General features: G+C 49.2%; 12 protein-coding genes and 1 riboswitch. Of the genes, 9 read left to right on the top strand and 3 right to left on the bottom strand.

Annotated features, from left to right (window positions below):
- Positions 1-219: 219 nt before the first annotated feature.
- Together JQC72_RS05195 and JQC72_RS05190 are read right to left on the bottom strand one after the other, a co-directional pair.
- Complete coding sequence (locus tag JQC72_RS05195) at positions 220-1,254, bottom strand: ribonucleotide-diphosphate reductase subunit beta (protein WP_205493464.1); 1,035 nt, start codon at positions 1,252-1,254, stop codon at positions 220-222.
- A gap of 299 nt (positions 1,255-1,553) precedes the next feature.
- A complete protein-coding gene (locus JQC72_RS05190; RefSeq protein ID WP_205493462.1) occupies positions 1,554-3,767 on the bottom strand; it encodes a ribonucleoside-diphosphate reductase subunit alpha in 2,214 nt (737 codons plus the stop codon).
- Positions 3,768-3,942: 175 nt separating this feature from the next.
- Positions 3,943-4,262: riboswitch (cobalamin riboswitch) on the bottom strand.
- 770 nt (positions 4,263-5,032) lie between these two features.
- On the opposite strand from JQC72_RS05190, the gene JQC72_RS05185 reads away from it, so the two are divergent.
- The 9 genes from JQC72_RS05185 to JQC72_RS05145 all read left to right on the top strand — a co-directional run bounded on the left by JQC72_RS05185 (position 5,033) and on the right by JQC72_RS05145 (position 10,863).
- The gene (locus tag JQC72_RS05185) at positions 5,033-5,176 is read left to right on the top strand and encodes an NAD(P)-dependent oxidoreductase (protein ID WP_205493461.1); all 144 of its coding nucleotides are present in this window, start codon (positions 5,033-5,035) and stop codon (positions 5,174-5,176) included.
- A gap of 251 nt (positions 5,177-5,427) precedes the next feature.
- Positions 5,428-6,072, top strand: coding sequence for a fructose-6-phosphate aldolase (gene fsa, locus JQC72_RS05180; RefSeq protein ID WP_205493460.1), 645 nt, complete (start codon positions 5,428-5,430; stop codon positions 6,070-6,072).
- 63 nt (positions 6,073-6,135) lie between these two features.
- Complete coding sequence (locus JQC72_RS05175) at positions 6,136-7,086, top strand: sugar-binding transcriptional regulator (RefSeq protein ID WP_205493459.1); 951 nt, start codon at positions 6,136-6,138, stop codon at positions 7,084-7,086.
- Between the two features lie 46 nt (positions 7,087-7,132).
- Entirely contained in the window at positions 7,133-7,525 is a 393-nt protein-coding gene (locus JQC72_RS05170) for a transcriptional regulator GutM (protein ID WP_205493458.1), read from the top strand.
- A 50-nt stretch (positions 7,526-7,575) separates the two neighbouring features.
- Positions 7,576-8,121 carry a PTS glucitol/sorbitol transporter subunit IIC gene (gene srlA, locus JQC72_RS05165; protein ID WP_205493457.1) on the top strand — a complete coding sequence of 182 codons (546 nt, stop codon included), beginning with the start codon at positions 7,576-7,578 and terminating at the stop codon, positions 8,119-8,121.
- Positions 8,122-8,138: 17 nt separating this feature from the next.
- On the top strand, positions 8,139-9,170 hold the full coding sequence (gene srlE, locus JQC72_RS05160; protein WP_205493456.1) for a PTS glucitol/sorbitol transporter subunit IIB: 1,032 nt from the start codon (positions 8,139-8,141) through the stop codon (positions 9,168-9,170).
- Between the two features lie 16 nt (positions 9,171-9,186).
- Complete coding sequence (locus JQC72_RS05155; protein WP_205493455.1) at positions 9,187-9,552, top strand: PTS glucitol/sorbitol transporter subunit IIA; 366 nt, start codon at positions 9,187-9,189, stop codon at positions 9,550-9,552.
- Positions 9,553-9,573: 21 nt separating this feature from the next.
- Complete coding sequence (gene srlD / locus JQC72_RS05150; RefSeq protein WP_205493454.1) at positions 9,574-10,362, top strand: sorbitol-6-phosphate dehydrogenase; 789 nt, start codon at positions 9,574-9,576, stop codon at positions 10,360-10,362.
- A gap of 291 nt (positions 10,363-10,653) precedes the next feature.
- Positions 10,654-10,863, top strand: a complete 210-nt coding sequence (locus tag JQC72_RS05145; protein ID WP_205493452.1) for a hypothetical protein — start codon at positions 10,654-10,656, stop codon at positions 10,861-10,863.
- Between the two features lie 635 nt (positions 10,864-11,498).
- On the opposite strand, the gene JQC72_RS05140 is transcribed toward JQC72_RS05145, so the two are convergent.
- Entirely contained in the window at positions 11,499-12,470 is a 972-nt protein-coding gene (locus tag JQC72_RS05140; RefSeq protein WP_205493451.1) for a type I phosphomannose isomerase catalytic subunit, read from the bottom strand.
- Positions 12,471-12,486 lie beyond the last annotated feature (16 nt).

The following is a 12,486-nucleotide window of genomic DNA, read 5'->3' as shown; positions in this document are numbered from 1 at the left end:
TGCGATTCCCGGGTCGCTCCGGAATCGCTGCGCTCAAAGGTTTACTCATGGGAAAAACAGACACCCTCGGGGAGCGGGTTCGCATTCCCCGTCAAACGATCCAAAGCTGCTATGTAGCGAAGACGGGAAATGCAGAGTCCGCGGTCTTTATCAACCACCTGGACTCCCGAACCGATTCCCTTTCATTTCACCATGTTTCCGTCGCCAAATCAACAATAATCACAAATCGCCGAAGTCCAGTCCGCCCGCTTTGGCGTAATTGGTCACCTTTTGTTCGAAGAAATCGGTTTTGGTTTGGTTCAGGTTGGAGAAATGCTCCACCCAGCGTAAAGGATGTTCTGTCTGTTCCGGATACAGAATGCCGAAGCCGAGCCGTTTCATCCGCTCATTGGCCAAATATTTGATGTATCGTTCAATCAGCTCATTGCTCAACCCGTCGATTTCATTGTTGGTGATATATTGCCCCCACCGGATTTCATGGTCCACGGCTGTACGGGTCATGTTACGCAACTCTTCGATCCGTTCCGGCGTGAACAAGTCCGGATTCTCTTTTTGCATCTCTTTCATCATGTTTTGAAAGAGCACGACATGGGTCAGCTCATCACGTTGAATATATTTGATGATCGTGGCTGTGGCCGTCATTTTCCCTTGCCGGGCCAACGTGTAGAAGAAGGTGAATCCGCTGTAAAAGTAGAGCGATTCCAGCAGAAAGTTGGCCATGCACGTTTTGACGAACTGCCAGTCGTCCTGATGTTCGACGAACTGTTGGTAGAGATCGGCGATGAATCGGTTGCGGCGCAGCAGGTGCTCGTCGTTCCGCCACTCATCATAGATATTTTCCCGCGTCTGCGGCGAACAGACGGTATCCAGGATATAGCTGTAGGATTGGGCGTGAATCTCTTCCTGAAACGCCTGGATATTGAGCAGTGACGCCACTTCCGGTGCAGTGACGTACTCCCGGATGTTGGGAAGGTTTTCACACTGAATGGAATCCAAAAAGTTGAGAAACGAAATCGTTTTGTCAAAAGCACGCCGCTCGGCCGGTGTCAGCTCTTCAAATTGCTTGGCGTCACCCGTCAGCGAAATCTCTTCGGGAATCCAGAAGTTGTTCAGCATCGTGCGATACATTTTGTACGCCCAATCATACTTGATCCGGTTCCACTCCCGCAGGTTGGTGGTATTGCCGTTGATCATCCGCTGGGTGCCGCGTTGGCCGTGTTCGTTGAAAATCTTTTTTCGTTGCAGTTTTTCCATGTCTCTTTTCTCCTCTCGATCGATCATCATCAGAGCCGGATGAAGGTGTGACTGGTGAATACAGTTGTTAAGCAGATGATGATCCGACCCTTTCAGCACAGGACTCGGGCAAAGAACGCTTCTCTTTATGGAAATTGCCCGCGATTCAATCCTGCGCTTCCCGTGGCTTCGCTCCATCAGGACTTGGTCAGTCGCTCGCCCGAGAAAAACATTGCTCCCCTATGGACTGCCAGGCACACCTCAGTCTCTCATCCGGAAAAATCGTTCCACCGCGCAGATCTCAGCGTTGGAACATGAGATTAGGACGAACAGCTGACGCACTCTTCCACTTCCAACGATTGATTGCGCACGTAGTAGACGGTTTTCAGCCCGTTTTCCCATGCGGCCAGGTACATGGACAAAAATGCCTTGGCGTTGGTGTCCGGCGTAATAAACAGATTGAACGACTGCGACTGGTCGATATGGCGTTGGCGAATGCCGGCGGCGCGAATGCTCCACATCTGGTCGATCCGGTGTGCCTCCTTGTAATACCAGAAAGTTTGCTTTGAGAGGTTGGGTGCTGTCTGCGGAATGAGCGCTCCCCGTTTTTCCTCGACAAAAAACTTGGCATAGACCGGATCGATCCCGGCGGTCGAACCGGCAATGAGCGAGGTGGAACCCGTCGGTGCGATGGCGATCATCCAAGCATTGCGCACCCCGTATCGTCTCACTTCCTCCCGCAGTGTTTGCCAACGTTCTCCGGTGTAGCCGCGCTGATCGAAGAACGCGCCGGTTTGCCACTCGCTTCCTTCAAATGCCGGATACGCTCCTTTTTCCTTGGCCAGCTCCATGGAGGCCCGAATCGTCTGATAGGCAATCTCCTCAAACAACCGGTCCGCTTCGGCCAAATGTTCTTCCGACTCCCAATCGATTCCTTTCTGTGCCAGGTATTGATGGTATCCGCTCGTACCCAATCCGACGGCCCGGTACTTGCGGTTGGTTACTTCCGCCTGTTTGACCGGATACAGGTTGAGGTCGATCACATTGTCCAACATGCGCATCTGGATCGGGATGATGCGTGCCAAATCCTCCAGGGATGTGATCCGTCCCAAATTGATGGACGACAGGTTGCAGACGACGAAGTCCCCCGGTTTTTGCTTGGTGACGATGACGCCATCCTCCAACTCCTCACTGATCAGCTCGGTTGGGGACATGTTTTGGCAAATTTCCGTGCACAAGTTGGAAGAATAGATCATTCCCTTGTGTTTGTTGGGATTGAGCCGATTGACCGTATCGCGGAAGAACAGGAACGGCGTCCCGGTCTCATAGGCGCTCACCATGATGCGCTTCATCACTTCAATCGCCGGGATTTCCTTACGACTCAGTTCCGGGTGATTGACACACGCCTCATACCGCCGTTCAAACTCCTCTCCCCAAGCGTCTTCCAGGCTGAACCCCATCACTTCACGTACTTCGTGCGGGTCGAACAGGTACCACATCCCCCGTTCCTTCACCCGGCGCATAAACAGGTCGGGGATGCATACGCCGGGAAAGATGTCGTGCGCTTTTAACCGGTCATCACCGTTATTGGTCTTCAGGTTCAAAAAGTCAAGGATGTCCGCATGCCACACATCCAGATAGATGGCAAACGCCCCTTTGCGCACCCCCAGTTGATCCACCGCCACGGCCGTGTTGTTGAAATTGCGCACCCAAGGGATGACACCGCCGGAAGCGCCTTTGTGTCCGCGAATTTTGGACCCCTTGGCCCGCACTTTTCCCAGATAGATGCCCACACCACCACCGTGTTTGGACACCTGGGCGGTAGCGGTGTTGGTATTGTAAATGGACCACAGCGAATCGTCCACGGTATCGATGAAACAGGAAGAAAGCTGGTGCAATGGCCGCCCGGCATTGCTCATCGTCGGTGTCGCCACCGTCACCTCCAACCGGGACAACACGTCGTACATCTGTTTGGCCCACGTCAACCGATCCCGTTCCTTCATTGCCAGATGCATGGCGATGACCATAAACCGCTCTTGCGGCAACTCCATCACCGCACCGTCGTAATCCCGCACGAGATACCGGTCCGCCAGTATCTTCAATCCGATGTAATGAAACAACCGGTCCCGCTCCGGACAGATGGAGGCTTCCAGTTCGCGGATTTCCGCCTCGGTGTAATGTTCCAGCAGATAGGAACCGTACAACCCTTTTGCCGTCAGCTTTTGCAGTAAATCATAAAAATCGCCGTACTCGCCCTGCACACGGTCATATCCCCGGTTGTGGGCCGCCGCACGATACAATTCCTCCGCCAGCAAACGGGCCGCAACAAACTGCCAACCCGGTTGTTCGATGCTGGTTTGTTCCACCGCCGTCTGCGCCAATGTCCGCAGAATCTCCCGATCCGTCATCCCTTCCCTTAGCTGCGCTTTGGCGGCGACAATCAGCGATTGGGCATCGAGATCTCCTGTCTCTGCGCACACCGAGCGAACGAGCGACTCCCATTCCGTTTCTTTTTTCATCTCTACTAGTTCCATCTACCAGCACCCTTTCCATTTCAGATGCGGACAAATATAAAAACTTCCCTGTCAAGGGAAGTGTTTGATGAAGCACCTGTCCAACCGTGAACACAAAAACGGCACGACCCGCACAGGCCGATCGTACCGATCGCGACACGCGGCACATCAAACACCTCCCTATCCTCGTAGGTCAACGGTGTTGTCGGAAAAGGCAGGTCTCCTGGCTCATGGATCATCGCATGGGGGCTGCAAGTGTGGTAAACAGGTTGATTCTGGTGGATCTCTTTCCCACTCGCTCCTACTTCGCCTGGCTAAAGTCGCTGGAAAACCCATCTTTCCATCAACCTGAGAATACCAGAGATCCTCCAGCCCCCTGGCGGCCGTGTCTTCCCGTCTTTCGACAGTGACATACGGCCCGGCTCCCCATTCACAGTGGCGGGACCGCGCCGGATTTTCACCGGCTTCCCTCTTCGGGAGTGGGTGAACCACTCCACCTTTTCCCCCGGTATGTCGTTGTCCAAAAGCAGGTCCATTGTATCTTACCGGTTTTTCCATGTCCAATCTCTTCCTCTATCAAAAACGGACGAAAAATGAATCGCGGAGGATCTATTCAAACACCATACCTTGTATGAGGTTTTTTTAGCCAATACTACAACTTGTGTTTTTCAACTCCCATCGGAAGATTCGGATCGACAAGGTGATGGAGGGTTTTGCCCGCTCCGTTCGGGTCCAGGTTTCGTAGGTTTCGCCCCTCTTGGGACCTGCATGTCGATTGGATCACGTTCAAAACTGAGAAGTCAAAGGAATTGCACAAACTGAACTGGCAGAACGTCTGGGAGTCTCCAATGCTTAAGTATCTCGAGACGAACGCAATGAGTAGTGCAAGTAAGATGGCAGATGCTCTGGATGCCCCCTGATCCATCGTCTCGAGGAAGTCGCGGATAAAGTCCTCACTGTTTGAGGACTTTTTTCTTTTACAGTTATAGCGTTCATTTATAGTTGCCTTTTAGGCCGAAAGGTACAAATCTCCACTTTAACTTACTCTGATGGCATTAAAGAGTATTTCCCTGATCAGAATCTATCATCAAATATATTAATACTAGTTGTTTGAAAGAATCAGAATGGTTGACATGCCGATAACGAATAAAATATACTAATATTACAAACAGGCACAAATGACATGCTATTGCACAAATGTGCAGCTGCTTGCGCTAGCGTTGGAAATCCCGAAAAGTCATTTCCGTCCTGCTTAGCGGGTGGAGCAAATCGGTCGGAGGGGAAATTTGGGGCAAGATGTTGGGATTCTCGGCTTGGGTGCTATCAGAAAGGCGGTAGCCAAGCGGAAGAAAGGATTTTGCATGCGCACCCTCGCGTACGACCTGTACCCGTATGACGCGTACGCCGAACATCTGTTTGCCGATTTATAAAACCGTACTCTCGCAGGGCGGGGCAAAATATTCGACGAAGAAGCGCTGTACGAGGAGTTGGCCAGTAAAGCGTTGACAGAACGTTTTCCAGTTGCGACCACCGGAACAGTTCCCGTTGCGAAGTCTGGATAAATTGTGATTATCACTCCGTATAACGTGTCAGCCACCGCCGAGGCAATCAAGCAGATGATGGAGTAATCTACTAAAAATATCATCGCTTTTTTCAAAAACGCAGAAAAAAGGTGAGGAACGTGGAGCTTTATATTGATTCGGCTAATATCGAGCAGATTGCACAAGTGATGCCATTGGGAATTTTGCAGGGGGTAACGACAAACCCTACGTTAATCGCCAAGGAAAAACGGGATTTTCAAACGCTGATCAGGAACATCGCGAAACTGGTTGACGGGAAGATCTGGTGTCAAGTTACCAGTACGGAAGCAGAGTCGATGGTAAATGAGGCGTTGGAGATAAACAGCTGGGCTAAGAACATCGTGATCAAGCTCCCCATGGGAATGGAAGGGCTTAAAGCAGCCAGTATACTGTCGCGCAAGGGAGTTGAAACCAACATGACCCTTGTCTATTCCGTTCCGCAAGCTGTTTTGGCGGCGAAGGCCGGCGTTTCTTATGTAAGTCCCTACGTCGGAAGAGTGGATGACACCGGTTGGGATGGAATGAGCCTGATTAAGGAGATCGTCGATGTGTTTCAGAGCCTGCAGGTGAAGACAAAAGTGATTGCAGCAAGCATCCGTGGACCGCAACAGGTGATTGACGCCTTGCGCACTGGCGTTCATGCCGTAACGATGCCGTATCAGGTATTGCTATCGATGGTGAGAAATCCTATGACTGACATTGGATTGGAGCAGTTTATGACAGATTGGAACAACGCGAACATGTAAGGTTTACCAATATGGCGAAATTTGTAATGTCTGATTTTCAAAGGATAAGGATGATAAGGAACTGTGGATAAGTGGGAGGAAAAACGTCTCTTAGTTAAAGTTGCCCGAATGTATTATGAGGATGAAATGACACAAAGTGAAATCGCCTCTAAAACTGGCATCTATCGAACAACAATAGGTCGGATGTTAAAAAAGGCCCGTGATATGGGAATCGTCACCATCAGCATAAATAGTGAATTTGATCGGATTTTTGATTTGGAAGATTGTTTGGAAAAAAAGTACGGAATGAAAGAAATTATCATTGTTCCATCCCGTCGTGTTCAATCCAGGGAAGAGAGGAAAAAAGCAATCGGCTGGGCTGGTGCTCATTTTTTGAAACGGATTGTTAAAGACGGTGATGTGGTTGGATTTGCCTGGGGAACTACTTTGGCAGCAATGATTGATCAATTGGGTGAATGTCCAAAAAGAGATGCTCACTTCGTACCTCTGGTTGGCGGGCCGGGAATTGTCGACAGTAAATATCATGTAAATAGAATCGTATACACCATTGCAAACGCTTTCGGCGGAACTTCCTACTTTATTGACGCAGCAGCCATTGTCGAAAAGGTTGAGACAAAAGAAGAAATTATCAACGCTCACTACTTCAAAAAGATCATTGAACTTTGGAAACATCTGACGATTGCAGTGGTTGGAATCGGTGCACCAATTAGTTCATCCAATTTAATTTGGACAGGCTTCTTCGGTGATAAAGAGATTGAGGAACTCAATCAATTAGGGGCAATCGGCGATATTTGTTCCCGCTATTTTGATCAAAATGGTAATATCATCTACTCCGAAATATCCGAACGAACGATTGCTATTGAACTGGATCGACTTAAAAAGCTGAAGTACTCGATTGGAATTGCCGAGTCCGTAGAAAAAGTTCCTTCCATTATCGGAGCCATGCGCGGAAAATTTATTAATGTTCTGATCACAACTGAGGAGACGGCTGAAGCGATTTTAAAAGAGCAATAATTCATTGAGATAATTGTAATCGCTTACCAAGAAAGGTGGTGAAGTGATGGCTGGGTCGATCCTGCTTATGATTGGACTATCTTGGGCTGTTCAAAGTGTACTTGGTTATCTGCAAATTAAACATTTTAACCAACGATTCCGTGCCATGTGTAAACTGGGTCAAGTGGTAGTAGGACGAAACACTGGCAGATTTCGAGCGGGAACAGTGGTCCTCATTGCGATCGACAAAAACCATTCAATCATCAAAGCCGAAAAGATACAAGGAGTAACGGTTTTCTCCCGGCTGAGGAGTATGAAGAAGCTTGAAGGGAAAAACCTGCTTCGCTTAACGGACAGCGACTTGCGAGAGTATGATCAATTGACTGCCAAGGCTATTCAAAATGCCATAAATAACTTCAAAACCGTCTACAAAGGAGGTGAAGCTCTACTGAATACCTAGATTTGATCCCTTATTGCGAAATAGTCAAGTATAAAAGAGGAGTGAGAGGGATGGACGTAATTGCTAAATACGCAGACCGCTTTATGTCCTTGTTTGAGCATGGGGGGAAGGTTTTCGTCGACTTAGTAACGGGTATTGTTCCTCTTTTGATCATGTTGCTTGTTGCGATGAATGCACTGGTCCGATTAATCGGAGAGAAACGAGTTGAAAGGCTTGCACAAAAATGTGGAAAAAACGTCTTTACCCGTTATTTGATCCTGCCTGTCATCGGTACCTTTGTATTGGCCAATCCGATGACACTCTCACTGGGGCGATTCTTACCTGAAAAATATAAACCCAGCTATTATGTAGCAGCTTCGTTTTCCTGCCATACGATGAATGGCTTATTCCCCCATGTGAACCCAGGTGAACTGTTCGTCTTTTTAGGAATTGCAGCCGGAATTACCAAACGCGGTTTACCGGTAACCAACTTGGCTCTGATGTACTTTTTGGTAGGTGTGTTGACCAACTTTCTTCGTGGATGGGTGACGGACCTTACCACTGCGTATGTCTCTAGACAACAAAATATCCAATTGAAGGATACAGTCAAGCTTTGAGATTGGAGGTAACAAACATGAGCCAAAAGTACCGACCCATCGTGGTTGAGGCGGGCCCAGGTGGATTTGGTGGCCCTCTTGTGATCACTCCCAACGAAAAGCAAAATAAAGTAGCTTATATTACCGGAGGTGAAAAACCGGAAATCGCCGAAAAAATTGCATTGCTCACTGGGTGCGAATTAGTAGATGGTTTTAAAACAAAAGTTCCCGATGATGAGCTTGCCTGCGTCATTATCAATTGTGGTGGAACCCTTCGTTGCGGAATATACCCTCAAAAAAGAATAAAGACCATTAACATCATGGCATCGGGCAAAAGTGGTCCGCTCGCTAAGTTTATCACAGAAGACATCTATGTCTCCGGTGTAACACCGGAACAAATCAAGCCTTATGCAGAACAAGAAAAAACATCCGAAAGTCAGGAAGCCAAAACCAACGTTTCGGATGTGAATAGAAAAGAAGATGTAAAGATAACCAAATATCAATATAGCACAGACAAAAAAATTAGTGAACAGACAGAACCCAAAGGTTTTATGGTGAAGATCGGCATGGGAATGGGCAATATGGTTAGCGTGTTTTACCAGGCAGGTCGGGATGCCATCGACACTGTGATTCGTACCATTTTGCCCTTTATGGCCTTTGTGTCTCTCTTGATTGGGATTATTTTGGAGTCCGGAATCGGAAACCTTTTTGCTAAATATCTGTCTCCCTATGCAGGGTCACTGCCGGGGCTGATTCTCATTTCTTTGGTATGCTCCTTTCCACTATTGTCTCCGTTCCTGGGTCCAGGGGCAGTTATCGCACAAGTTGTTGGTACTCTAATCGGAGTGGAGATCGCACGGGGAAATATTCCTCCTCATCTGGCATTGCCAGCGTTATTTGCGATTAACTCTCAAGCAGCTGCTGACTTTATTCCGGTTGGGTTAGGGCTGGCTGAGGCTGAAAAAGAAACCGTAGAGGTGGGCGTGCCATCCGTTCTGTATTCACGGTTCCTAACTGGAGCTCCAACGGTATTTATCGCTTGGCTAGCCAGTCTCATGCTCTATCAATAAAAAAGGAGTAATCACCATGAGAACGATCTATTACACCGTGATCACAGGAATTGGCCCGATGGCTGAGCAATTTTTGGATGAAAAGATGATGATTCTTTTTAAGGATAACGCCCCGGAAGACTTAGCGGAATATTGTTTTCTCCATCAAGTGAATGAACTCAGTGAATCGATTCAAGCCGGAGACGTGTTAAAGTTGGATGACGTCGAATATTTGGTGACTGCGGTTGGCGACGCGGTTAACCAAAACCTCGCTTCCTTGGGGCATATTACGCTAAAGTTTACTGGCAGCGAAGAAGCCGATTTGCCGGGAAACCTTGTTCTTGAGGATCGTGAAATAGCAGAAGTAAAAATTGGGACAATCATTGAAGTAATCAGAAGATAAATAGAAAAAGGAGGGTTTTTCATGGGTGGAGAGCGCAAAAACCGGGTTGCTATTGTTGCGGGTGGAGGACAAAGCCTCGGAGAGGCATTAAGTTATCGATTGGCTGAAGAAGGATACCATGTCGTTGTTGCTGATATCAATGCTGAAAATGCCCTAAAAGTTGCCAAAAGGATTCAAGAGTGTTTTCCCGTTCAATCCATCGCAATTGCAACGGATCTTACAAAGGAAGAGCAAGTAAAACATATGGTCGACCAGACAGTCAAGAAGTTTGCCAAAATCGATCTCCTCGTCTATAATGCAGGGGTAGCAAAAGCGGCTAAAGTGACTGAATATAGTCTGGAAGATTGGCAAAAAACCATCGATGTCAACCTAACCGGGTATTTTCTTTGCGCACGGGAAGTCGCCCGTGTCATGATCAAGCAAGGATACGGTAACATTATACAAATCAACTCCAAATCCGGAAAAGTGGGCAGCAAGTATAACACGGCATACTCTGCATCCAAATTTGGCGGAGTTGGATTGACACAGAGTTTGGCGCTCGATTTGGCTGAACACAATATCCGTGTAAATGCCATTATGCCCGGAAATCTCTTAGACTCCCCGATGTTTCAGAGTCTAACACCGCAATATGCGAAAAAATTGGGAATTAAACCAGAAGAAGTGCGTCAGGTGTATATTGACAAAGTGCCGCTAAAAAGAGGCTGCACATATGACGATGTCGCGAATGCAGTTATCTTTTATGCCTCAGACAAGGCGTCTTATATGACGGGACAGTCGATCAATGTGACAGGCGGACAAGTTATGCACTAAGAGGAAAATTGCTTAAATATATAAGGACCCCTGCCATCCACGGCAGGGGTCTACTAGTTTTAGAACAACTGATGTCTAAGTTAGATCGAAGTATGAATACACGACATGAGCTTACCGATCAACAATGAGCAGTGATTGCACCGTTCACCGTTATATGTCGTGATCGGCATCCGACCCTGGCCCGCCGATGATGTTATTGAGATTGGTGATGTCGATCCTCGAAATTAGGCACCTATCTTCGTCACCTGAGTATTATAAGGCTGCAAAACCAAAAAAGGGGGTACATCATCCATGGAAAACGAGTATCTTCAACATCAAGATCCAGCATATACTGATCAAATTGGCAGGGGTTTAAAAGGTCCCTTCGGTGGATTGGGCGGATTTCCCTTCGGGGGTTTTGGAGGTCCCTTCGGTGGATTTAGCGGATTTTTAGTTTGGCAGAAGGTTCTTCCAAGCGAAAAACCACCGATCCTCCTCGTCAGCAACAGCAGTGCACCGTGAGCAATCGATGATGCCACATAGGCACACCTTACTCTGACAGCTGCAGTCACAAAAAACCCGATACCCTGTGCGCCAATGGCCCGGATATTTTCGGTCGTCATGAGACATCACTACGTTTGCCCACCGATCTGCTTCAACGATGGCGTCCGATTTTTGTCCCACACGGTTGAAGCACCGGAGACACTCCCTTTAGGTCGCCGTGGGCTTCTCGCTACATCCGGCGTGGCACCCCACATCCATCCACGATGGCTTCGGCCAATCCGGAATAGGTTGATTCTCATCGTCCGTCTCTCAGGTCAGGAACGTATCCCATCCCTTGATACAGGATATTTCTTGCGACATTGACATCTCTGTCTGCCACATAACCGCATGAACAATGGATACGTTCTTTCAATGTTTTCTTTACGGTCTGACCGCGAGCAAACTTGCGACGTGTTGCAAGGGTCCACTTCCATCACTTGCTACCGGCCCACTTAATGGGAACAAGAAACAAAAAATGTCGGACTCGCGAGAGGGACAAAGCCCTCCCGCGTCCGACACTCGCTTTCATTCCAAGGCTGAGTTTTCCCGCTCGCTTTTTATACGATCTCTCGTAACAGCATTGCACCCAATTGTTATGTTTACAAGGGTCACGATTAGTAGAACACGCGAATCAACTCCATCCCGCCCGCACAGGACACTTCGTAACCGGACAACGTGGCGGGGACGATCACGGCGTCACCGCGGCGCAGTGGCATGTCGCCGCCGGGCCATAGCAAGGTACCTTGGCCGTCCGTCACAATCACGATGTCCGGATTGCCCTTTCGCCCGTGCATAAAGGAGTGCCGGCCGGACAACAAGTTCCACCTGTCAATGGTGAAATACGGACAAGCGGCCAAACGGGACCCTCGCAGGCCGGCTGCCGCGGGAATTTCCTGCACCGCCGGGAAGGGGTCAGGCTGAGGACCGTACTGCAGGACGTCGGCTGCTTTCTCTACGTGCAACTCACGACTCCGTCCATGTTCGTCCACGCGATCCCAATCGTAGACCCGGTACGTCACGTCGGAGGTTTGCTGGATCTCGAGCACCACCGTACCGGCCAACAGCGCGTGCAGCGTCCGCGACGGAACGAACACCAGCCGCCCCGGCGCGATCGGCACGTACTCAAGATATGGTTTTACGCGCTTCTCCTCGACAGCCTGCATATAGTCCCGGCGCGACTTGAATCGATGACCGTAGATGACGCGCCCATCGTCCGGGCAATCCAGCACGTACCATGCTTCTGTCTTTCCGAAATCCGACTCCGTCCTGCGCGCGTACTCGTCGTCCGGGTGTACCTGGACGGAAAGATCTTGCGCTGCCTCGATAAATTTAATCAGGAGCGGGAACCGCGGTTGCGGGCTGTCGCCGAGGTATGCTTCCGGGTATTCCCGCACCAAGTCGTTCAACGTCTTCCCTTGGAACGCCCCCTGTTCAACGACGCTCGTGCCATGCGGATGGCTGGAAACCACCCAGTATTCGCCAATCGGTTGGTCGGTGTCGGTGCCGAACCAAGATTTCAGCGTGTGTCCACCCCAGATCCGCGGCACGGCGATGGGGGTGAATTTGACAGGTTCCCATTTGTTCATCGGATTCACCTACCAT

This window comes from Polycladomyces zharkentensis (assembly GCF_016938855.1).
Lineage (GTDB): Bacteria > Bacillota > Bacilli > Thermoactinomycetales > JIR-001 > Polycladomyces > Polycladomyces zharkentensis.
The sequence above is the reverse complement of the archived record's forward strand: the minus strand, read 5'-3'. Positions and strand labels throughout refer to the sequence as shown.

Excerpts from the sequence above, each read along its gene's own strand:
- JQC72_RS05155 (WP_205493455.1), top strand. The coding sequence starts at position 9,187 with ATGAGAACGATCTATTACACCGTGATCACAGGAATTGGCCCGATGGCT.
- JQC72_RS05145 (WP_205493452.1), top strand. The coding sequence starts at position 10,654 with ATGGAAAACGAGTATCTTCAACATCAAGATCCAGCATATACTGATCAA.
- srlA (WP_205493457.1), top strand. The coding sequence starts at position 7,576 with ATGGACGTAATTGCTAAATACGCAGACCGCTTTATGTCCTTGTTTGAG.
- srlD (WP_205493454.1), top strand. The coding sequence starts at position 9,574 with ATGGGTGGAGAGCGCAAAAACCGGGTTGCTATTGTTGCGGGTGGAGGA.
- srlE (WP_205493456.1), top strand. The coding sequence starts at position 8,139 with ATGAGCCAAAAGTACCGACCCATCGTGGTTGAGGCGGGCCCAGGTGGA.
- JQC72_RS05140 (WP_205493451.1), bottom strand. The coding sequence starts at position 12,470 with ATGAACAAATGGGAACCTGTCAAATTCACCCCCATCGCCGTGCCGCGG.
- JQC72_RS05170 (WP_205493458.1), top strand. The coding sequence starts at position 7,133 with ATGGCTGGGTCGATCCTGCTTATGATTGGACTATCTTGGGCTGTTCAA.
- JQC72_RS05195 (WP_205493464.1), bottom strand. The coding sequence starts at position 1,254 with ATGGAAAAACTGCAACGAAAAAAGATTTTCAACGAACACGGCCAACGC.
- JQC72_RS05190 (WP_205493462.1), bottom strand. The coding sequence starts at position 3,767 with ATGGAACTAGTAGAGATGAAAAAAGAAACGGAATGGGAGTCGCTCGTT.